At 60.0% G+C, this 20,918-nt stretch carries 16 protein-coding genes; 10 read left to right on the top strand and 6 right to left on the bottom strand.

Going from position 1 to position 20,918, the window contains the following annotated elements:
- The first annotated feature begins 223 nt into the window (after positions 1 to 223).
- The 3 genes from folE to VF684_RS03950 all read left to right on the top strand — a co-directional run bounded on the left by folE (position 224) and on the right by VF684_RS03950 (position 5,152).
- On the top strand, positions 224 to 880 hold the full coding sequence (folE, locus tag VF684_RS03960) for a GTP cyclohydrolase I FolE (protein WP_005334419.1): 657 nt from the start codon (positions 224 to 226) through the stop codon (positions 878 to 880).
- A gap of 256 nt (positions 881 to 1,136) precedes the next feature.
- Positions 1,137 to 3,224: a methyl-accepting chemotaxis protein gene (locus tag VF684_RS03955; RefSeq protein ID WP_139440141.1), complete on the top strand. Its 2,088-nt coding sequence runs from the start codon at positions 1,137 to 1,139 to the stop codon at positions 3,222 to 3,224.
- Positions 3,225 to 3,496: 272 nt separating this feature from the next.
- Positions 3,497 to 5,152, top strand: coding sequence for a methyl-accepting chemotaxis protein (locus VF684_RS03950; RefSeq protein WP_279474883.1), 1,656 nt, complete (start codon positions 3,497 to 3,499; stop codon positions 5,150 to 5,152).
- 72 nt (positions 5,153 to 5,224) lie between these two features.
- Here VF684_RS03950 and VF684_RS03945 read toward each other — a convergent pair whose 3' ends face one another.
- Complete coding sequence (locus tag VF684_RS03945) at positions 5,225 to 6,955, bottom strand: formate--tetrahydrofolate ligase (RefSeq protein WP_279474884.1); 1,731 nt, start codon at positions 6,953 to 6,955, stop codon at positions 5,225 to 5,227.
- Positions 6,956 to 7,022: 67 nt separating this feature from the next.
- On the opposite strand from VF684_RS03945, the gene VF684_RS03940 reads away from it, so the two are divergent.
- Entirely contained in the window at positions 7,023 to 7,439 is a 417-nt protein-coding gene (locus tag VF684_RS03940; protein WP_279474885.1) for a hypothetical protein, read from the top strand.
- Between the two features lie 58 nt (positions 7,440 to 7,497).
- On the opposite strand, the gene VF684_RS03935 is transcribed toward VF684_RS03940, so the two are convergent.
- Entirely contained in the window at positions 7,498 to 8,397 is a 900-nt protein-coding gene (locus tag VF684_RS03935; RefSeq protein ID WP_421319002.1) for a LysR family transcriptional regulator, read from the bottom strand.
- A gap of 109 nt (positions 8,398 to 8,506) precedes the next feature.
- On the opposite strand from VF684_RS03935, the gene VF684_RS03930 reads away from it, so the two are divergent.
- From VF684_RS03930 to VF684_RS03915, 4 genes are all read left to right on the top strand, one after another.
- Positions 8,507 to 9,067, top strand: coding sequence for a YceI family protein (locus VF684_RS03930; RefSeq protein ID WP_005334411.1), 561 nt, complete (start codon positions 8,507 to 8,509; stop codon positions 9,065 to 9,067).
- Positions 9,067 to 9,804, top strand: coding sequence for a hypothetical protein (locus VF684_RS03925; protein ID WP_113739143.1), 738 nt, complete (start codon positions 9,067 to 9,069; stop codon positions 9,802 to 9,804). Before VF684_RS03930 ends, VF684_RS03925 begins: the two co-directional genes overlap by 1 nt.
- Positions 9,805 to 9,986: 182 nt before the next feature.
- Positions 9,987 to 11,111 carry an adenosylhomocysteinase gene (locus VF684_RS03920; RefSeq protein ID WP_193860001.1) on the top strand — a complete coding sequence of 375 codons (1,125 nt, stop codon included), beginning with the start codon at positions 9,987 to 9,989 and terminating at the stop codon, positions 11,109 to 11,111.
- 77 nt (positions 11,112 to 11,188) lie between these two features.
- Positions 11,189 to 11,497 (top strand): SelT/SelW/SelH family protein, encoded by a 309-nt coding sequence (locus VF684_RS03915; RefSeq protein ID WP_279474892.1) that lies wholly within the window; start codon positions 11,189 to 11,191, stop codon positions 11,495 to 11,497.
- Between the two features lie 113 nt (positions 11,498 to 11,610).
- Here VF684_RS03915 and VF684_RS03910 read toward each other — a convergent pair whose 3' ends face one another.
- Together VF684_RS03910 and pepT are read right to left on the bottom strand one after the other, a co-directional pair.
- Complete coding sequence (locus VF684_RS03910) at positions 11,611 to 13,320, bottom strand: lysophospholipid acyltransferase family protein (protein WP_279474893.1); 1,710 nt, start codon at positions 13,318 to 13,320, stop codon at positions 11,611 to 11,613.
- Between the two features lie 212 nt (positions 13,321 to 13,532).
- Positions 13,533 to 14,756, bottom strand: a complete 1,224-nt coding sequence (gene pepT / locus VF684_RS03905) for a peptidase T (RefSeq protein WP_279474895.1) — start codon at positions 14,754 to 14,756, stop codon at positions 13,533 to 13,535.
- A 1,014-nt stretch (positions 14,757 to 15,770) separates the two neighbouring features.
- Between pepT and speA the strand changes: the two genes are divergently transcribed.
- Positions 15,771 to 17,672 carry a biosynthetic arginine decarboxylase gene (speA, locus tag VF684_RS03900; protein WP_005344160.1) on the top strand — a complete coding sequence of 634 codons (1,902 nt, stop codon included), beginning with the start codon at positions 15,771 to 15,773 and terminating at the stop codon, positions 17,670 to 17,672.
- A 284-nt stretch (positions 17,673 to 17,956) separates the two neighbouring features.
- On the top strand, positions 17,957 to 18,145 hold the full coding sequence (locus tag VF684_RS03895; protein ID WP_139440156.1) for a hypothetical protein: 189 nt from the start codon (positions 17,957 to 17,959) through the stop codon (positions 18,143 to 18,145).
- An 80-nt stretch (positions 18,146 to 18,225) separates the two neighbouring features.
- Here the strand turns inward: VF684_RS03895 and VF684_RS03890 are convergent, their stop codons facing one another.
- On the bottom strand, positions 18,226 to 18,513 hold the full coding sequence (locus VF684_RS03890) for a hypothetical protein (RefSeq protein WP_128815873.1): 288 nt from the start codon (positions 18,511 to 18,513) through the stop codon (positions 18,226 to 18,228).
- Positions 18,514 to 18,779: 266 nt separating this feature from the next.
- The gene (locus tag VF684_RS03885) at positions 18,780 to 20,786 is read right to left on the bottom strand and encodes a methyl-accepting chemotaxis protein (protein WP_440173810.1); all 2,007 of its coding nucleotides are present in this window, start codon (positions 20,784 to 20,786) and stop codon (positions 18,780 to 18,782) included.
- Between the last annotated feature and the right edge of the window lie 132 nt (positions 20,787 to 20,918).

The raw sequence follows: 20,918 nt of genomic DNA, 5'->3' as shown, positions 1-20,918 counted from the left end.
AATCGGCGCTGAAACGGGGGGAGATGGCCATAAAGTATGAGGTGACGCACAAGTTGACTTGAATCTTGGCGGCAATGGCCGTTTACTATGCCGCCATAACAGATGGCCGTCACATCCCGTGTGGCGACCATTACAGTTATACCGTCGGCCCTGTACGCCGCCATAACATAAGGGGTTGCTCCTTGAGCTGCCCTCACAGTCCCTGAGCGTGGGAGAGAAGATAATGACAACCTTAAGTCCGGAAGCCTTGCTGGTCAGGGCTGCCCTCGAAGCCCAGGGACTGGAAACCCCCCTGGTCACCAACGAGCTTAACAGCCAGCAGAAGCGGGAGAAGATCGAAGGCCATATGCGCTCCATCATGGAGACGCTGGGGCTGGATCTGACCGATGACAGTCTGGCCGAGACGCCGCACCGCATCGCCAAGATGTACGTCAACGAGATCTTCTCAGGCCTCGACTATTCCACCTTCCCCAAGGTGACGGTGATCGAGAACAAGATGCAGGTGGACGAGATGATCATGGTGCGGGACATCAGCCTCACCAGCACCTGCGAACACCACTTCGTCACCATCGATGGCATGGCCCATGTGGCCTATATCCCTCGCGGCAAGGTGATTGGTCTGTCGAAGATCAACCGCATCGTGCAGTTCTTCGCCCGCCGTCCCCAGGTGCAGGAGCGGCTGACCCAGCAGATCCTGCTGGCGTTGCAGACCCTGCTCGGTACCAAGGATGTGGCCATCAGCATCAAGGCGACCCACTACTGCGTCAAGGCGCGCGGAGTGATGGATTCAACCTCTTATACCACCACCACCTCCCTCGGCGGGGTGTTCAAGACCCAGCCCGATACCCGGGCCGAATTTCTGGGCGGCCTGCGCGGATAAGATGGCGGTTGTTTTGTAACCGCCACGCTGAATAAACGAGACGCCAGCAGCCATTGCTGGCGTTTTTATGGACGATAGCCAGAGATGGCGAGCCTGTATCGACCACTTTCTCTATTTTCGTAAGCGAATATTTCATGTTCGTGATCGAACGCTCAAAGTGTGAAAATCCTGACTGGTAGCTCTTCGGAACCAACCAGTCCCCGTCTTAATATGCTTGCCATTACCAGCAGGGCATCATTTACAGGTTGGAGTCGCCGTGTTTCGTTCAATCAAACATCAGGTCATGTTTTTTGGTGGCTGTATTTTACTGGCTACCGTGTTGAGTGTGGTCGGGTATAGCTATCTGTCTCTTGCGACTATGCAAGGTGGTATTCAGGGCGAAATGCGCGAGACAACACGTCAGGATGCCGGACGATGGCTAATGGCTCTGGCTGGTCAACAAGCCGGCGAGATTGCAGGCACCTTTGAACAAGCCCTTAATACAGCAGAGACACTTGCCGCCATGCTGGCTGGCAATGTTCATCAACCCAGACCATTGGACCGGGCTACCGTGACTGCCTTGCTCAAGGATGTTGCTGAACGGAACAGCGACTTTCTCAGTATCTACAGTGGTTGGGAGCCTAATACTTTTGATGGTCAGGACAGTGCGTATTTGACTGACGGGGTACATAGCCAGGCCACTGGCAACTTTGCCCCCTACTGGAGTCGTGGTCCAGCCGGGTTCACCATCAAACCGCTGGGCGACTACTACAGCAAGAGTTTGAGCAAGACCGGTATCCGGGCATCGGAATGGTATCTCTGTCCGATGGAGAGCAAGGCAGCCTGTGCTGTCGACCCTTCCGTTTATACCGTGAATGGCCAACCGACGCTCTTGACCTCTTTTGTTGTGCCCGTTCTGGATCAGGGCCGCTATCTGGGGATGGTCGGGGTCGACTATTCCCTCAACTACCTGCAACAGTTGGCCAAGCAGGTAAGTGGCCAGGTGTTCTCTGGCCAGAGCCGGGTCAGGATCATCAGTCCACACGGCATCATCGCCGCGGATTCGGCGCAACCTGATGTGATCGGGGGGCGGCTTGAAGAGTCTGGCTTGATGGATCTGCTCAACAAGGGAGAGGCCAGTAGTCAGCAAGTTTCGGGTCAGTTGCGCGTGCTGGTGCCAATCCATCTTAAAGGGGTCACTAAAGCTTGGGGGATCATCATTGAGGTGGCTGATACGGCGCTGTTTGCCGATGCTGATCAGGCTGAACAGGCGAGAGCCGCTGATTTCAGCGAGAGTTTATGGATACAACTGCTGGTTGGGATCGTGGTGGCATGCCTTGGTCTTGTCGGTTTGGCCTGGGCTGCCGGATCCATCTCGCGTCCGGTACAACAGACCGCCAGCATGGTAGGACGTCTTTCTGCCGCCGGAGGGGACTTGACCCAACGCCTCAATGTGATGCGTAAAGATGAGACTGGCGAGTTGGCTGAGGGGATCAACCGGTTTGTCAGCACTATTCATCATATTGTGAGTGATACGGCACAAAGTGGCCGCGACCTGCAGCTAGCTGCCCACCAATCTGCCGAGCTGGCTCAGCAAGGATTGTCCAATAGCCATCGGCAATTGGAAGAGATTGAACTGGTTGCAGCGGCCATCCACGAAATGGCCTCGACGGCGGATTCCGTCTCCAGCAGTGCACAGATTACCGCTGATGCTGTAGATGAGACCCGCAAAGCGGTACATAGAGGTCAGCATGTGGTGAGCAATTCAGCTAGCGGGATCCGTGAACTGAGTGTGCAAGTAGATGTTGTGGCACAGCGTATTGCCGAGTTGCAGCAACAGGGTCAACAGATCGGTTCGATTCTTGATGTGATCCGTACGATTTCAGAACAGACCAATTTGTTGGCTCTGAATGCAGCGATTGAGGCCGCTCGTGCTGGGGAGCATGGTCGGGGGTTTGCGGTGGTTGCGGATGAGGTCAGGGGATTGGCGTCCAAAACCCAAGCTTCAACCAAAGAGATCCAGGGCATGATCGAACGCCTTCGTCAGACCACGGCAGAAGCTGTGAGTACCATGGGAGAGGGAAAAAACTTGAGTGAGCTGGCATTGCAGGATGCAGAGCTTGCCGTGACCGAGCTTGCGACGATAGTTATGTCGGCAGACCGGATCCAGGATATGGCGACCCAGATCGCCAGTGCGGCAGAGGAGCAGTCCAAGGTCACCGATGATATCAGTCGAAATGTCAGCAACATTCATGAAGCGGCAACCGCATCGACCCGTTTGGCTAACCAGCAGGATGAACAAAGTCAGCAAATGCATAAGTTAGCCAGCGATGTGATGGACAAGATTGGGCGCTTCCGCTATTAAGTTTTCACCCCCTTATAGTTGATCTTTCATCCGAATGACCCCTGTTTTGAACGGGGTCATTTGAGTTGCTTCAATTTTAATCACAAGACTCTTTCCGAACCGCAATAATCCGGCTATTCTACCGCCCCTCTCGGCTCTCGCTGCCGCTCATGGAATTCAGAGATATCCATCAAGGTTGGATGGTGCGCCACTGAACAGGTGGCCAGATAGTTCATGCCAGGAGGGCGTGAACCGGACGAGTGCTACGAATTTAACGACCACCAGGATATCCCATGAATACCAGTACCATGACCATAGGTAAAAAACTCACCGCCGGCTTTGCCGTGCTCGGTTTGATGGTCGCCTTTATCGGCGGTTTTGCCCTTGTCCAGTTTGGCAACATGAATGATGTTGCCATCCGGTTTACCGACAGCATCTTGCCAGCGGTCAATCGCACCAGCGCGATCGGGGATTCTCTCGGTGAGTTGCGTCGTTATGAGCTGGGTTATTTCGTGGTGGCCGCCGAGCCGCTGAAAAGGGCTGAATATCGGAATATTGCCAGTCAGCAGCTTAACTCGATCGCACAGCAGCTGATTGCCCATGACAAGACGATCTGGCCTGAGGATGTGGCGGAGCGCCGTACCTTCGATACGGTGAAATCTGACTGGGATCGTTACGTCGCCCTGCACCAGCGAGTCAAACAGCTGCAAGACAGCGATCAGCTTGCCGAAGCCCAACGCATCTTCCTTGAGGAGGGGGTTCCCCTTTATACCGCGCTGAGCAAGTCAGTGGCCTCCCTGATCCAGATTAACCATGGTTATGCGTCTGAATCCCGCAGTGACATTGTCGCCTCTTACCAATCCGCCAACCTGAGCGTCACCATCGCGCTGGTGATCGGCCTGATCCTTGTGGTGGTGCTCTCCGTGGTACTGACCCGCCAGATCCGCGATCCGCTGATCATGCTGGCCCGTCAGGCCCAGCGTATTGCCAATGGCGATCTGGGTCAGGGCGAACTGCAGCAGTGGATCCGTGACAGCCGCTTCAACCGCGATGAACTGGGTCAGCTGGGCTCCGCCATCAACCGGATGCAGGGCTCCCTCTCCGATCTGGTGAGCGAGATCGCCGGCTCCGTGAGCCAACTCAGCAGCGCAGTGGAGGAGGTGAGCGCCATCTCCAGCCAGTCCGCCAGCGGCATGGCTATCCAGCAGAACGAAGTCTCCCAGGTGGCGACCGCCATGAACGAGATGCAGTCCACCGTCAATGAAGTGGCCCGCAACACCACGGATGCCATGAGCGCCGCCAAGGATGCCTCCCGCACCTCTGCTGCTGGCAGCGAAGTGGTTCGCAGCTCCATTGCCAGCATCGAAGAGGTGTCGGTCAAGATTGAGCAGGCGGGCACAGTAGTGCAGCAGCTGGAGGCCGACAGCGCCAACATCAGCGTGGTGCTGGATGTGATCCGCGATATCGCCGGTCAGACCAACCTGCTAGCCCTTAACGCGGCCATCGAAGCGGCCCGTGCCGGTGAGCAGGGTCGTGGTTTTGCGGTCGTTGCGGATGAAGTACGTTCATTGGCCCAGCGTACCCAGGACTCCACCGCCGAGATCAGCAAGATGATCGAGCTGCTGCAGAGCCGCGCCGCCGAGGCGGGCAACGCCATGCAGCTGAGTCGTCACCAGATGCAGGAGAGTGTCGGTCTGGCACGGGATGCCGGTACCAGTATCGAGACCATCAACGGAGCCGTGGTGCGCATCACCGACATGAACACTCTGATCGCCACCGCCACCGAAGAGCAGAATGCGGTGACCGAAGAGCTCAACCGCAGCATCGTCAACATTCACAATGCCGCTGACGAGAATGCCCAGGGCGCTCATCAGATCGCCCAGGCTTGCGTCGAACTGAGCAAGCTGGCCAACACCCTGCACCATATGACCCAGCGCTTCACCCTCTAAGGGTTGATGCATGGATAACTAAAGGCCCCGCCAATTGGCGGGGCCTTGTTGTTTCTGGCGTTGTGGAAGGGCTCAGCTCAGGCCGACTATCTCGCCGTTCTCATCGATATCGATATGGCGATAAGCAGGCAGACTACCCAGCCCCGGCATGGTCATGATGGGGCCCGCCAGCGCATAGACGAAGCCTGCACCGGCGCAGAGCTTCACCTCGTCGATGGGCACCTCGAAATCGGTCGGCACGCCCTTGAGAGCGGGGTCATGGCTGATGGAGAGCGGCGTCTTGGCTACGCAGATGGGCAAGTGATCCCATCCTTCGGCAGAGAGCTGTGCCAGCTGCTGGCGCGCTTTGTCGGAGAGCTGCACTCCGCGGCCGCCGTAGCCGCACTCCACCAAGGTCGCCAGTTTGGCGTCGAGGCTCGCCTCGTCGGGGTAGAGCAGTTTCACCTTACCTGGTTGCTCGCAGGCGGCGACCACGGCGCGGGCCAGCTCGCTGGCACCGGCACCACCCTGAGTGAAGGCGTTGGAGATGGCTGCGCCACAGGCACCGGCTTGCTGGGCTTCATGGGCCAGCAGCGCCAGTTCGACCTCGCTGTCGGTGGGGAAGCGGTTGATGGCGACCACTACCGGCACCCCGTAGCGGCGGGCGTTCCGGATATGCCAGGCGAGGTTGGCGCAGCCTTGCTTGAGGGTCGGCAGATCTTCCCCTTGCAGGCTGGCTGGCAGCGGCTGACCCGGGCGGATATCGAGCAGGCCGCTGTTGGCCTTGAGGCCGCGCACCGTGGCCACCAGCACCACGCAGGCGGGGGTAATACCGGATTGGCGGCTCTTGATGTTGAAGAACTTCTCCAGCCCCATGTCGGAGCCAAAACCTGCCTCGGTCACCACATAGTCGGTCAGGCCAAGAGCGATGCGATCGGCGATCACCGAGGAGTTGCCGTGGGCAATATTGGCAAAGGGGCCGGCGTGCACCAGCACCGGCGTCTGCTCTGTGGTCTGCATCAGGGTCGGTTGCAGCGCGTCTTTCAGCAGCACCGTCATGGCGCCCGCCACTTCCAGCTGTTCGGCGGTAATGGGCTTGCCGTGAATATCGCGGGCCAGCTGGATGCGGCCGATGCGCTGGCGCAGGTCTTTCAGATCGCTCGCCAGCGCCAGAATGGCCATCAGCTCGGAGGCGGCGGTGATGACGAAGCGATCGCTGCGTTCCACCCCATCGGCTGCGCCACCTTGACCTATGGTGAGGTGGCGCAAGGCGCGGTCATTCATGTCGAGGGTGCGCGGCCAGAGGATGTTATCGGCATCGATATCGAGCCGCGGCAGGCCGGTTTTGGCGGTGAACTGGTCGCCGAGTTTGCGCTCATGGAACAGGCGGGCATCGAGGGCTGCAGCCGCCAGATTGTGAGCCGCCGTCAGAGCGTGAAAATCGCCGGTGAGGTGGAGGTTCATCTCCTCCATCGGCACCACCTGGGCGTGGCCGCCACCTGCGGCCCCCCCCTTGACCCCGAATACCGGGCCGAGGCTCGGCTGGCGGATAGTGGCGATGCTGGGCTGGCCGACATGGTTGAGCCCCATGGAGAGGCCAAGGGTAGTCACCGTCTTCCCTTCACCGAGCGGGGTCGGGGTGATGGCGCTCACCAGTACCAGCTTGCCGCTATGCTTGGGTTGAGACGTGAGAAGATCGAGGCTGAGTTTGCCTTTGTAGTGGCCATGAGGGCTGAGCAGGTGCTGGGGGATGGCGAGGCGTTCGGCCAGCGCGTGAATGGAGAGACGGGGGGACTGGCGGGAGATCTCGATATCGCTTAGCATCAGCACCTCGTTGGCATATCGGGGTAAAATATGCGGCGCAGTCTAGTGGAATATAACGGGTAATCCAATGACGAAAACGATTTTATTTGGTGAGGGTGAGGTTCGTCAGAATCCTGTTCGGCTGGATCTCAACGCACTCTATCATCCCCCCAAGCAGCCGATGACGGCGCTGGGGATTGTCAGCGCGCTGGTGCCGTTATTCGGTTTCGGCTGGCAGGCGATGACCCAGGACCCCGAAACCCAGCTGCGCCACGAGATCCGCAAACGGGTCAACAAGCACAAGACCGACGAGGCAAACCTCATTTTGATCCTGCAGCTGGCCGCCATGTTTGACTGCCCCGAGATTGAAGTGGCGCTCCCCTATGCCCTCAGTGAGCAGCAGTTGTCGGTGATACGCACCCGTTTGCCACGCTGGCAGTTAAGCCTCGAGCAGGAGCGTCTGCTGGCGAAGCTGGTTCCTGCCACGGCCCCTGGCCAGCGCTAGGTTTTAAGCCGGGTCAGCAGGCCGGACAGTCAGGCCCTATCCTCTGCTCTGGCAATCATCACGGCTTATCCCACTGTTGCGGGGCGAGATAGCGCTCCTGCACGAACTCGATAAAGCAACGCACCTTGGCCGAGACGAAGCGGCGGTGCGGATAGACCGCATAAAGTCCCACCTCTCCCTTGTCCCACTCTGGCAGCAGGCTGACCAGCTGCCCTGACCGCAGGGCCTCCCCCACGATAAAGGTGGGCTGCAATATGATGCCCTGATCATCACAAGCGGCGCGGGTCAGCGCCACCCCGTTGTTGGCCCGCAGTGGCCCCTGTGGCCGGATGCTCTGCTGCTCGTTTCCCCGTTTGAAGTGCCACTCCGGCTGGGTCAGGGTGTAGATCAGACAGTCGTGCTGTTTGAGATCCTCGGGTTTTTCCGGTCTGCCCTTGCGTGCCAGATAGGCGGGGCTGGCGCAAAGCTCGACCCGAATGGTGGCAAGCTGGCGCGCCACCAGCGAGGAGTCGCTGAGGTGGCCGATCCGCAGCGCTAGATCGAACCCCTCTTCCACTAGCGCGACCCGCCGGTCGCTGTACTCGATATCGAGCTTGAGATCGGGAAAGCGCTGGCGAAACAGCGGCAGGGCGGGGGAGAGGTGCAGATAGCCAAAGTCCATCGGCACCGAGAGCTTGAGGGTGCCGTTCGGCTGCTGGTTGTGGTGGGTCAGCTGGCTGTGGGTCTCTTCCAGCTCCGCCAGCAGGGCGAGGGAGCGCTGGTAGTAGAACTGGCCCGCTTCGGTGGGATTGACCTGACGGGTGGTGCGCGACAGCAGCCGGGTGGCGAGGGACTCCTCCAGCTGCTGCATCAGTTTGGAGGCCATGGCGACCGAGATGCCGAGCTGGTTGGCGGCCTTGGTAAAGCTCTGGCACTCCACCACCTTGATAAAGGTACGCATGGCGGCGATCTGGTCCATTTTCCATCCTCAGTAAATAATGAATTTAATAAATCACTGATTATTCATCTTCAGAACGAGGTTAGCATTTTAACCACTGATGTGAACCCCAAGATGAAGGAACGAACGGATGAAAATGACCAAGGCTCTGCTGGCCTCCTGCCTGTTTATGGCTACCCCTCTGATGGCGGCGGATTACGATGTGGATGCGGCGCACACCACGGTGCAGTTCAAGGTGGGTCACCTGGGCTTCTCCGAGCTGGTGGGTCGCTTCAACACCTTCAGCGGCACCTTCAGCATGGATGACGCCAACCCGGCGGCCGCCAAGGCGAGCTTTGAAGTGGATGCCGCCAGCGTCGACTCCAATCACGAGGCCCGCGACAAGCACCTGCGCAGTCCGGACTTCCTCGACGTGAAGCAGTATCCCAAGATGACCTTCGTCAGCTCCGCTTACGAGGGCACCAAGGATAAAGGCGTGCTGAAAGGGACCCTAACTCTGCACGGCGTCTCCAAGGAAGTGGCCTTCGATCTGGTCAAGATCGGTGAGGGCAAGGATCCCTGGGGCGGCTACCGCAGCGGCTTCAACGCCTCCACCACCATCAAACGCAGTGACTTTGGCGTGAGCTACATGCTGCCCGGCATTCCGGACGAGATGAACATCAACCTGTTTGTCGAAGGCGTGCGCAAGTAATGGGCGCGGAACTTCTGCTGCAAACCCTGGCGGCTCCTCTGGGAGCCGCTTTGCTATCGTGGCGCTGGCCGCGACTGGGGTATCTGTGGGGCGCGCTGGCGCTCTGGCTGGTGGGATCCTGGCTCGGCGGCTTCTATGGCATGCCGGAAAAGGCGTGGCAGTGGCTGCCGCTGACCCTGCTGGTGCCCGCCATTGCGGCTCAGGTGAACGATCTGCGTGGCTCGCTGCTGCTCTTTGCCGTGATCAGTGTGCTGGTGTGGTGGCAGGGATTGGCCTCGGTACTGGCGAGCGAACCCGGGATCTGGCTGGCGCTACTGCCCGCCATCCTCTGGTTTGGCTGGAGCACCTTGCGCTGTGATAGCCGCGAGGGGCTCGGGTTTGCCCTCGGTTTTATCTGGCTGGCGCTGGTGATCGGCATCGATGGCAGCCTGCTGATTGCCCAGCTGGCCGGTGCGCTGGCCGCTTTCGCCGGTTTTCGCGCCCTGCTCGCCATCTTTATTGGCATCAAGGTGGCCCCCGCCGGTCTGGCGCTGGCCCTCGCCTTCGTCCAGATGCTGGCCTGGCAATATGTGGAGGTGCCGCTGGTGGTGTTGCTGCCGGTCTGGTTGCTGCCGCTGCTGGAGTGGGCATTGCGTGACAAACCGTTGCCAGTGCGTTGGGGTGGGCTGATCTTGCTCGCAGCGGCGGGAACCGGGCTCAGCCTGTGGTGGGTGTGGCCTGCTGCTTCTTTGTACTGATTTTTGCATGAAAAACAGGCAATTACAGTCATTTTTGCATACTCGCTCATACTCTTGGCAGATAATGATTGAGCCACCTATGTGTTTCAGATAAAAAGGTTTTTCATTTTATTTGGACACACACAGAACCCGGCCGCGCCGGGTTCTGTTTGCCTGCTTTGCGGCACATAAGGAGGCCACAGTTGCGCAGTCAAGGATCTGAGCATCTGTTTTTTCGCCATTTCACCGGACAGGGACGTATCGATGGTCTCTGCATTTTGTTGGTCACTCACCTGCTTCCCGATCGCCCCCGTTTTATCGAAGCGCTTTCCCGGATTGGGCGGATTGGCGCCATTTTACCCAAACCGAAATCGGTACACGGCCCGACCCTGGAGTGGGTATCCCAGCACTATCCTGTGCTGCCCCTCAACCGGCGCTGGACCAATGAACCCGACAGCCTCATCCAGCAGATTGCGCCGCTGGTGGCCCCCCACGAGCGGTTGCTGATCCTCGATATTGGTGGTTACTTTGCCAAAACCCAGGTGATCTTGAGTGAATACTTCGGCCCCCGTTTCCTCGGGGTGGTGGAGATGACCGAGAACGGCCACCAGCGCTATGAGCAGGAGGTGCTGGCGACCCCCGTGGTGTCGGTGGCACGCAGTCCCCTCAAGCAGGCCGAGGATATCCAGATTGGTTTGAGCGTGGTCTACTCCGCGGAGTCGCTGGCCCGCAACCTCAACCGTACCTTCAACGTCTGCGAAGCCGTGCTGTTTGGCTATGGCAAGGTGGGGCGCAGCATCGCCCGCGACCTGCGTTGTCGCAACCTCCATCTCGGGCTGGTGGAGACCGATGTGCTGCGACAGGTCGAAGCGCTCTCTCACGGTTTTCGCTTGATCACCAAGGCCGAGGCGTTGAGCCGCGCCGAGCTGGTGATCTGCTCTACCGGCAACGGCTCGCTGGATTTGGCGGATCTGCAGGCGCTGCGCCCCGGCACCATGGTGGCCTCGGTCACCTCGGCTGACGACGAGTTCGCCTTCTCGCTGGCCCAGTTGCCGTGGCCGAGCGAAGAGGTGTGCCCCCATGTGCTGGCCCTCAACCGGCCGGATGGTACCCAGATCTACCTGCTCAACCGGGGCGAGGCGGTCAACTTCGTCCATGGCGCCGTGATTGGTGAATATGTCTATCTGGTGCTGGCGGAGATCATGGAAGGGATCCGGATGCTGGCGGCAGGCCCTCTTGCACCCGGCCTGTTCGAGCTGCCAGAATCGGCGATGCGTACCATTGCCCGCCATTGGCTGGCCGATTTTCATGGGGTTGATCAGCACTGATTTGACCAAACCGGGATCGGCCATTGGGCGGCAGTACGCCATTTCCCGCCATTGGCCGCTTTTTTATGGAGTCACTCATGAGCGAATCTGAAACCCTGATCAGCAAACCCCGCATCGAAATCCGCTACTGCACCCTCTGTCGCTGGATGCTGCGCGCCGCCTGGCTGGCGCAGGAGCTGCTATCCACCTTCGACAGCGATCTGGGGGAGGTGGCGCTGGTGCCGGCCAGCAAGGGGGAGTTCCGCATTCTGGTGAGCGGGGTGCAGGTGTGGGATCGGGTGGTCGATGACGGCTTCCCCGAGGCCAAGGAGATCAAGCAGCGGGTGCGTGACGTCATCGCCCCTGAGCGGGATCTCGGCCACTCGGATCGCAAGGCGGCCGAGTAACGCCTGATGGGCCGAGCGCCTCGAAAAGGTGCTGAGCATGAGAGCGAAAGGAGAGGGAGGCGATGGCCTCTCTCTCTTTTTTGCATTTGGCTGTTTGCCTGGCTCCAGCAGGGTTATAAGCGCGGCTCGGCCAGATGACTGCCGATATAGCGGGCCCGCTTGTGGGACTTGATGCGGCTCACATCGACCCACACCAGCCCGTCGATGCAGTGGTTGAAGTCGGGGTCGATGCCAAAATCCATGAACTGCACCCCGCCCGGCTCGCACAGCTCGGAATACTGCTTGTAGAGGGTAGGGATGGCGCAGCCCAGATTGTCGAGACGGGCCTTGAGTGCTTTGAGATCGGCGCCGTAATCCACCCCTTCGAACAGCGGCTGCGTCTCGGGGTAGGGACGGCGGGAGGGTGCCAGCGCCAGCTCGGGGGCAAAGTGCTGGCGGTAGAAGCTCACCAGCAGATCCTTGGCCGCCGGCGGCAGGCTGCCGGAGAGCGACACCGGGCCAAACAGGTAGCGGTAGCGGGGATAGCGGGCCAGATAGGCACCGATGCCGAACCAGAGATAATCGAGCCCCCGCTTGCCCCAGTAGGCGGGCTGAATAAAGCTGCGGCCAAGCTCGATTGCCTGCTCCAGCCGGGGCAGTAGCTTATCCTCAAAGCCGAACAGGGTGTGGCTATAGAGGCCATCCTTCCCCTTGCTGGCCAGCAGCTCCGCCACCGGGGCGAACCGGTAGGCGCCGATAATGTCGAGCCGGGCCGGATCCCAGAGGATCAGGTGGTGATAGTCGTTGTCAAAGCCATCGAGATCCCGCCGCTTGCCAGACCCTTCCCCCACAGCGCGAAAGGCGATCTCCCGCAGTCGCCCCAGCTCGCGCAGGATCACCGAGTGACTCAGTTCGTGGCGGCGGTAGAGGTAGATCCCCTGACCATCCGGGGTGGTGCCGAGCTGCTCGCAGCTTTCGATGGCCTGTTTGAGCTGGCGGCGATCCTCCGGCAGGGCGATGGGGGCCTCGGTCTGCAGCCGTCCCGCCTTGCCACGGCCAATCCGGTAGAGGTGGTTGCGCACCAGCCGCGCCGCCGTCTTGGCGGGCAGCTCCTGAAAACTGCCGAGCGGAATGCGCGCTCCTATGGTCACCGGCAGGGTCTGCCCCTGCTGGCGAAACAGCTGGCGCACCAGCAACAGGGCGGAGGCGGGCTTGTTGAGCCAGGAGGCGAGATAGAACCAGAGGCTGTTGCGCCCTCCCAGATGGATGGGCACCAGCGGGGTGCGGGTGCGCTGGGCCAGTTTGATAAAGCCTGCCTGCCAGGGGCCATCTTTCACCCCCTTGAGGCCAAGCCGGGATACTTCGCCTGCGGGGAAGATCACCAGCGCACCTTCATGGGCGATGTGCTCGTTCATGGCGAGGATGGCCTGTCGATCGGTCTTGCCTTCCATGTTGTCCACCGGCAATAGCAGAGGGCGCAGCGGCGCGAGCTGGGCCAGCAGCTGGTTGGCGACGATCTTCACATCGGGGCGGATGCGACCGAGCAGTTGCAGCAGCGCCAGTCCATCCAGCGAGCCGATGGGGTGGTTGGCAACAAGAATGACCCGGCCGCTGGCGGGAATATGCTCCAGCTGCGCCTCGCTGACCCGATAGTCGAAATCGAGCTGGGTCAGCGCCTGCTCGACAAAGTCGAGGCCGCGCAGGTGCGGGTAGCGGGTGGCAAAGTCGGCAAAGGCACGTTCGTTGAGCAGCCAGCCCAACAGCCGCTTTAACAGCGGGGTGAGCAGGGGGTAGCCAAGCAGGCGGGGGAAGTGCTGGGTCAGCAGGGTATCGATAGTGAACATCTGGGGGCTCCGGCGATCCGTTGCTCCCAGCATGATGTGACACTGTTCCCGCGACATGTCAGCGGGATGACAGTTTGATGGCAGCTGCAGCCAGTTGCTCCTGAGCGACCCTCCCCCGGTTTCCCTTTCCTGACGGGTGATGGCCAGATAGCAAGGGGGGAGCCGGTAAACCGGCTCCCCCCTTGGTGGTCATGGTCATGATAGCGACCCGATTAACCGCGCCAGGCTGCGGTGAGGCGCACCAGCTCCACCAGGGTGGCGACCGATTTCTCCATGGATTGCAGCGGGATGAACTCGTGCTTGCCGTGGAAGTTGTGGCCACCGGTGAAGAGGTTGGGGCAGGGCAGACCCATAAAGGAGAGGCGGGCGCCATCGGTACCGCCGCGAATGGGCTTGATTTTCGGCACCACGTCGGCGGCCTGCATGGCGGCCTTGGCCAGCTCGACGATATGCATGTGCGGCTCGATCTGGCTGCGCATGTTGCGATAGCTGTCGGTCAGGGTCAGCTCGATGCGGGCCTTGGGATACTCGGCCTGCAGGGCGGCCACCCGGTTCTGCATCTCGGCTTTGCGTGCGGCAAAGTGCTCGTCGTCGAAGTCACGGATGATGTAGTGCAGGGTGCTCTCCTCCACGGTGCCGCTCATCTGGGCCAGATGGAAGAAGCCCTCATACCCTTCGGTGCACTCCGGGGTCTGCTCGGCAGGCATGGCGGCGTGGAAGCGGGCGGCCAGGGTTTGGCTGTTGATCATGCTCCCCTTGGCGGTGCCGGGGTGGACGTTATTGCCGATAAAACGCACCGTGGCGCTGGCGGCGTTGAAATTTTCATACTCCAGTTCGCCCAGCTCGCCGCCATCCACGGTGTAGGCCCACTTGGCCGGGAATCTCTCCAGCGGGAACAGGTTGGCGCCGCGGCCGATCTCCTCATCCGGAGTAAAGCCGACCCAAATATCGCCGCGGGGGATCTCGGGGTGGGCCTGCAGGTGGTCGATGGTGGTGAGGATCTCGGCGATGCCCGCCTTGTCGTCGGCACCAAGCAAGGTAGTGCCGTCGGTGGTGATGAGATCCTGACCCAGGTAGTTTTTCAGGAAGCGGTAGTCACGAATGGCGAGCACCTCGTCACCCTTGCCAAGGCAGATGTCGCCGCCCTGATAGTTTTCGATGATTTGCGGTACTACGTGCTCCGCCTCGTAGTCGGCGGTGTCCATGTGGGCAATCAGGCCGATAGCGGGGGCGTCCGGCTGGTTGCCCGGCAGGCAGCCGGTGAGGTAGCCGTGTTCATCCAGGGTGACCTGGCTCAGCCCCAGCGCCTTCATCTCTTCTTGCAGGGCACGGGCAAAGATCAGTTGGCCTTCGCTGCTGGGGCAGGCTGGATTGGTCTCATCGGAGCGGGTATGAAAAGTTACGTAACGCAGAAAACGCTCAAGCAGGGTATCCATTAGTCAGCCTCTAACCGATTGTGAGCGGCCATTGTGGCCAATCCGTGCGGGGCACTCATTGCGTCAGCGCAGGTTTTTCCCATTTTTTGACGCAAGGGAAGAGCGGCGAATGTGCGGCACGTGGGGCAACGTCCGGGAGGGAGATCGCATAAATGTGGCATTTATTGCGATATTTAGGCGCTGGCGGTGGCGGCCAAATTCCCCTCAGCGACCGCACAGCAAGGCGTCAGCCCAACCATGGCGTTTTCACACACTTTTCAAGGGGAAACCGGGCTGTCGCATAACCTGCGCCATCCCAGAGCCCGCCTGCCCGCCAGCAAGATTTGATCGACTTATTAAAAGGGGATTTTGAACACTATTTTTTATTGTCACTGCCCGCGGTAAGTGTGTACACTCCGCGCCGATCCAAGGGCAACCCTGAAGCAGGCAGAGCCGCCAGAAACCCGACCGATCATACGCCTATAGGGCGAGGCACGCAGAAACGACAGACACTGCTGGGGAATGGTTTCTTTAATACCGGTTAGGCTCCGGTATCAGGGAGAACAACAGACTCTCATCCTTCATTTGACCGAGTGGGCCACCGGCTCATCATCTTCCCTTGTCATGGGCGGTCACTGACGGTGAGGTGGGCTGTGGTTGTTGTCGTCTATCAACACGCATGCGTGCTGGCGCCTTCGCTTCTCTTCCTTGGAACCCTCTCCTTCTGTCGGGATCGCTGCCGAATGATGAACTGACGGCGTGGCTGATGTCGTCTGTCATCAAAGTACCGCGGCGCCACGGCATAGTGGCACCGCATACCGTTGAGCTTGATGTAAAGCCACCAGCCCCACATCAAGACTCGTTACTTCCCCAAGATCCACCAGGCAGCCTCTGGCTTGCCGCGATGTGCAAAGCGTTGGTTTGGGTGGCTGCGTCTCGTGATGGCAGCGCTCGCCGTACTCTGCACTAGATGGTCTGGATGTGATTGAGGGTAACGAAGGCGACTTTGGGTCGCTCATTTGCGAGGCATAGCCCATGACTAACTGGTCCAGCAAGGACTCCTTGAAGGTCTACAACGTTCCCTACTGGGGTGCGGGTTTTTTCAATATCAATGACGCCGGTCATGTGACCGTCGCCCCCGACAAATCACGCCCTGACGCGCATATCGTGCTCTCTGACGCCATCGAACAGTTGCGTCAGTCCGGGCTGACCACCCCCGTGTTGCTGCGCTTCCCCGACATTCTCAAGAGTCGGGTCGATGCGCTGTTCAACGCCTTTGGTCAGGCCATCGAGAAGTCAGGCTATGAAGGGGACTACCTCTGCGTTTACCCGATCAAGGTAAACCAGCAGCGTCGTGTCATCGAGACCATCAGCCAGTCCTACAGCGACAAGCCCCGGCTTGGCCTGGAAGCTGGTTCCAAACCGGAACTGCTGGCCGTGCTTTCCCATCACCATGAGCAAGGCTCGGTGATCGTCTGCAACGGTTACAAAGACCGCGAATATATCCGCCACGCTCTGCTCGGTAACCTGATGGGCCACAAGGTCTACATCGTGGTAGAGAAGCCCTCCGAGCTGGAGATGGTGCTGGACGAGTCAGCTCGTCTCAACATCAAGCCCAACATCGGGGTGCGTGCCAAGCTCGCTTCCACCGGCTCCGGCATGTGGGAATCGAGTGGCGGCTCCATGTCCAAATTTGGTCTCTCCGCCTCCCAGATCCTGGCGCTGATCGAACGTCTGCGCGGGCTGGGCAAGCTGGATTGCCTGCAGTTGCTGCACTTCCATCTGGGCTCCCAGATCGCCAATATCCGCGACATTCAGGGCGGCATCCGCGAGTGCGGCCGTTTCTACGCTGAACTGCGTCGCCTCGGTGCCAACATCGAAGTCGTGGACGTCGGTGGTGGCCTGGGCGTGGACTACGAGGGAACCCGTTCCCAGAGCCACTGCTCCGCCAACTACAGCCTCTCCGAGTACGCCAATAACGTGGTATGGGGCATCGGTGATGTCTGCCGCGAGTTCGATCTGCCGCACCCGACCATCATCAGCGAGTCCGGCCGTGCCCTGACCGCCCACCACGCCGTGCTGGTCACCAATATCATTGGTGCCGAAGGGGTGGAGATGAACGACATCAGCGCGCCGGACGAAGATGCGCCGACCATTCTGCAGAACATGTGGAAAGGCTGGCTGGACCTGCGCAGCGAAGATCCCTCCCTGCTGGAGATCTTCCATGACTCGGTGGCAGATTTGGGTGACGTGAATACCCAGTACACCATGGGCCTCTTGAACCTTGAACAGCGTGCCTGGGCCGAGATGCTGCACCAGAACACCTGTCTGGCACTCAAAGAGATGCTCAACCCGGTCAACCGCAACCACCGTGCGCTGGCTGACGAGTTGAGTGAAAAGCTGGCGGACAAGTGCTTTGCCAACTTCTCTCTGTTCCAGTCCCTGCCGGATGCCTGGGGTATCGGTCAGGTATTCCCGGTGATGCCGCTGGCTGGTCTCGATCGTCCGCTTAGCCGTCGCGGTATCCTGATGGATATCACCTGTGACTCCGACGGTCAGGTCGAGCACTATGTCGACGGTCTGGGGGTCGAGAGCACCCTGCCAATGCCGGTCTACGGTGAGAACGAAGAGTGCCACGTCGGCTTCTTCCTGGTCGGTGCCTATCAGGAGATCCTCGGCGATCTGCACAACCTGTTCGGTGACACCCACTGCGCGGAAGTGTGGCTGGACGAAGAGGGCAAGATGGACATTCGCAACGTGGTGCGCGGCGACACCGTCGACCAGCTGCTGCGTTACGTCAACATCGACCCGTCCGTGATCCGTGAAAACTACCAGCGGATCGCCGCTCACCCGGCGCTGGACGATGCCACTCGCAAAGCCCTGCTCGACGAGCTGGAGCTGGGCCTGCAAGGCTACGCCTATCTGGAAGACGAATAAGCCTCTTGCTTGTTTACCCCGTCGGTGGAAATAACATGACGGGAATGAAAAAACGGCGCCTGCGGGCGCCGTTTTTGTTACCGGGGGCCATCCGGCGATATGACAGGGCACTCGGCCCGTCTTCATTCGGATAACCTATGGTGGCTCGGGGCATCCGCAGGCCACAGATCTGGCTGATATCTGTCCCTTTCAGCCGCTTCCCTTGATCTGCATCAAGCGTGAACCTCGGTGGTTATTTTACGGTCAGGAGTGATGTTGATGGGATGTAACAAAAGGATGTGCATATGGAACTGAAAAGGGACCCGAGATGCTATACCGACATCTGTATCGACGGTAAGTGGTATCACTACGACCACTGCAGCACCAACGTCTACATGCTGATGGGGGGCGCTGCGCCGAGCCTTCAGCTGGCCTATGAGCCGAGCAGCGAAGAGGAGCTGATCGAGATGCTCCAGCAGCTGGGGCGCTTCTGACTTACCGAATTGATGTCTTGCCATATGGCCATCGGGCGCGTTGCCTCGATGGCCACCACTCTTCACCGCTGTGCCTTATTTCAGCGGGTTTTATTGCCCAATAACCCCTTGCCAATCTCCAGCATGGCGACGGCCGCGGCATAGCTGCTATCGGACTTGCCTATCTCATCCGCTATATAGAGAAAATTGGATTGGTACTTCTCGACGGCCTCTCGCGGGCTGGTTGCGTCAATAAAGTCCTCCTCCACCTCGAATCCTTGGGTCAGCAGTGCCGCCTTTTCACTCAGAAAAGTCGGAGATGCCATGTCGATAAAGGTGTATTGCTGCCGATTGGACGCCGGAATGGTAAAAAACTGGTATCTGGCCATGGGTAAATCCTCGCTTGAAGCGGGTGATAGATGACGTGACGCTGGTTTTAATCTGTGGCTCGCAGGCGGCTTGCTTGCCTCGACGTCGCAGACCGTGCGTGTCGGGAATGCCGTATTTTGTTTTCGTTCGAGACTACCTTGTTGGCGTTTGCCCGGCAAGTGGGAGCAGCGATTTTCTGAATGATCCGCTCAACCTAGATGTTGTCGGGAGATGCGAGACCGGGATAATGCCGGGCTCACGTTGAGCCCGGCTTGTCAGCGCTCTGTTACAGCACGAAGCTTTGTACCATGGCGCGCAGCTGTTCGGTGAGCTGGTGGATCTGGCGGGCGGCATCGCGGGCGGCGTTGGCCACTTGCAGCGCCTCGTCACTGCCATCGGAGATGCGCACCACGTTGCGTTCGATCTCGTTGACCACGGCGCCCTGCTGCTCGATGGCGCTGGCGATGATGGCGTTGGTATCGACCATTCGATCCACCTTCTCGGTGATGGCGCCAAAAGCCTGTTTTGCCTCCTGCGCCAGCCCGACCCCCTCCTGAGCTTCATGGCTGGCCGCCGACATGGCGGTGACCGAGGCGCGGGCGCCGGATTGCAGCTGTTCAATCATCTGCTGGATCTCGACGGTAGCCCCCTGGGTGCGGTTGGCAAGAGAGCGCACCTCGTCGGCCACCACCGCAAAGCCGCGACCCTGCTCACCGGCCCGGGCCGCTTCGATGGCGGCGTTGAGGGCGAGCAGGTTGGTCTGTTCGGCGATGCCGCGGATCACGCTGATGACGCCGCCAATCTGGCTGCACTGCTGCTCCAGTTGGCCTATGGTGTCGGCGGTGCGCAGCACTTCGCGGTTGATATGATCGATGGCCTTGATGGTGCGCTCCACCACATCCTCGCCCTGACCGACCACGTTCTGCGCCTCCTGGGTCATGCGGGCGGCTTGCAGGGCGTTGCCCGCCATGTCTTGTGAGGTGGCGGCCAGCTCCTTGATGGCGGTGGCGACCTGATGGGTCTCCCCTTGCTGATCGGCAATGACCTCCTGCGAGCGGCAGGTGCGCGCTTCGATCTCGGTAGCGCTCTCCACTACTGTGACGCCATTTTCCCGCACTCGCAACATCAGGGTGCGCAGGGTCTCCAGGGTCACGTTGTAATCCCGGCTGATGGCGGCCAGCTCGTCCTGACCGACGATTTCGATATGCTGGCTGAGATCCTGGGCGTTGACCCGGGCGGCAATATCACGCACCCGCCCTACGGTGTCGCGCAGGGAGAGATAGGCACCGATCATCAGGTAGAGGTAGAGCAGCAAGCTGACGGTCAGCGGCGCGGTGACCCACCAGAAGTGGCGCTGGTTGGCGGCCAGCCGCTGATGCAGGTCGGCCTCCAGCCGCTGGCGTACCTGGCCTGCCAGCGCGGTGATGGCCTCGTCCATCTTATCCCCCAGCGCCTGCACCTCCTTGGTGGAGAGCTGCACCAGCTGATCCTTCATCATCTTGTTTTCCATGGTCTCGACCCCCTGACGCACCAGCTGTATCAGAGCATCGGTCTGCTGACCCAGCTCGGCGCGGTAGGCCGGTTCAATCTGGTAGAGCAGGGTCAGGTCGGCCTCCAGCTCTTGCAGAGTGGCGCTGATCAGGTCGAGACGAAAACGCAGGCCGCTGTAGCCCTCGGCCTGAAACAGGCCGAAATCGGCGATGGTGGCGGCGCGATCCCGCACCTGGGCCAGCAGGTCGCGCAGTTGCGGCAACCGCTCACTGGCGAGGATCACCATGTAGTAGGTACCGAGCGCCGGATCCTGGATCAGGCTGCTACTGGCGGTAATGTGCTTGTAGAGGTGGCGCACCTCGGTCAACAGCTTGTCGTGGCGCAGGTTGCTCTGCTCCACTTCCAGCTTGCCCGCTTCACTCTGCAGTGCGGCCCAGCCCTGCTGGATCACCTCAAAGGAGGGGTTGTTCTGGCGTGTGTCGGCAAAGGCTTGCAGGCTCTGATCAACGGCTTGTGCGGCTGTCTTGACCTGATCATCACCGACCGGATCCACTTCATAGGCGTGACGGGTTACCAGATTGCGATGGGTGAGCAGGGCTTGCTCGATAGCGGGCACGGGGGCGAGATTGACCACTCCTGTCAACTCGCGGTTGGCCTGCGCGTTGTCATCCTGCAGCCGCCCCAGCAGATTGGTCATGCTGTAGGCCAGTGGCAGCAGCATCAGGCAGGACCAGAGCAGGAATTTGTATTTGAAGGAGAGCTGGTTGCCCAGCCGGATGGCGGGGTTGAAAATCCATTTCATGTTAAGCCTCGATACCTGAGTGCGGGCGTGAGTCGTGTTGCCTGAATAGTACTCCGAGCGGTCTCCCTTGGGTGATGGCCGGTTGCAAGTTGTGATCCCCTTGGCTTTTTACTTCCGGGCGGGGGCGCGGTC

The sequence above is a fragment of the Aeromonas sp. Lyrl_2 genome (assembly GCF_051948815.1).
Lineage (GTDB): Bacteria > Pseudomonadota > Gammaproteobacteria > Enterobacterales > Aeromonadaceae > Aeromonas > Aeromonas veronii.
This window is presented reverse-complemented; position numbering and strand designations above follow the sequence as displayed.

Excerpts from the sequence above, each read along its gene's own strand:
- VF684_RS03945 (WP_279474884.1), bottom strand. The coding sequence starts at position 6,955 with ATGCTAAGCGATATCGAGATCTCCCGCCAGTCCCCCCGTCTCTCCATT.
- folE (WP_005334419.1), top strand. The coding sequence starts at position 224 with ATGACAACCTTAAGTCCGGAAGCCTTGCTGGTCAGGGCTGCCCTCGAA.
- speA (WP_005344160.1), top strand. The coding sequence starts at position 15,771 with ATGACTAACTGGTCCAGCAAGGACTCCTTGAAGGTCTACAACGTTCCC.
- VF684_RS03930 (WP_005334411.1), top strand. The coding sequence starts at position 8,507 with ATGAAAATGACCAAGGCTCTGCTGGCCTCCTGCCTGTTTATGGCTACC.
- VF684_RS03895 (WP_139440156.1), top strand. The coding sequence starts at position 17,957 with ATGGAACTGAAAAGGGACCCGAGATGCTATACCGACATCTGTATCGAC.
- VF684_RS03885 (WP_440173810.1), bottom strand. The coding sequence starts at position 20,786 with ATGAAATGGATTTTCAACCCCGCCATCCGGCTGGGCAACCAGCTCTCC.
- VF684_RS03940 (WP_279474885.1), top strand. The coding sequence starts at position 7,023 with ATGACGAAAACGATTTTATTTGGTGAGGGTGAGGTTCGTCAGAATCCT.
- VF684_RS03950 (WP_279474883.1), top strand. The coding sequence starts at position 3,497 with ATGAATACCAGTACCATGACCATAGGTAAAAAACTCACCGCCGGCTTT.
- VF684_RS03925 (WP_113739143.1), top strand. The coding sequence starts at position 9,067 with ATGGGCGCGGAACTTCTGCTGCAAACCCTGGCGGCTCCTCTGGGAGCC.
- pepT (WP_279474895.1), bottom strand. The coding sequence starts at position 14,756 with ATGGATACCCTGCTTGAGCGTTTTCTGCGTTACGTAACTTTTCATACC.
- VF684_RS03910 (WP_279474893.1), bottom strand. The coding sequence starts at position 13,320 with ATGTTCACTATCGATACCCTGCTGACCCAGCACTTCCCCCGCCTGCTT.
- VF684_RS03915 (WP_279474892.1), top strand. The coding sequence starts at position 11,189 with ATGAGCGAATCTGAAACCCTGATCAGCAAACCCCGCATCGAAATCCGC.
- VF684_RS03935 (WP_421319002.1), bottom strand. The coding sequence starts at position 8,397 with ATGGACCAGATCGCCGCCATGCGTACCTTTATCAAGGTGGTGGAGTGC.
- VF684_RS03890 (WP_128815873.1), bottom strand. The coding sequence starts at position 18,513 with ATGGCCAGATACCAGTTTTTTACCATTCCGGCGTCCAATCGGCAGCAA.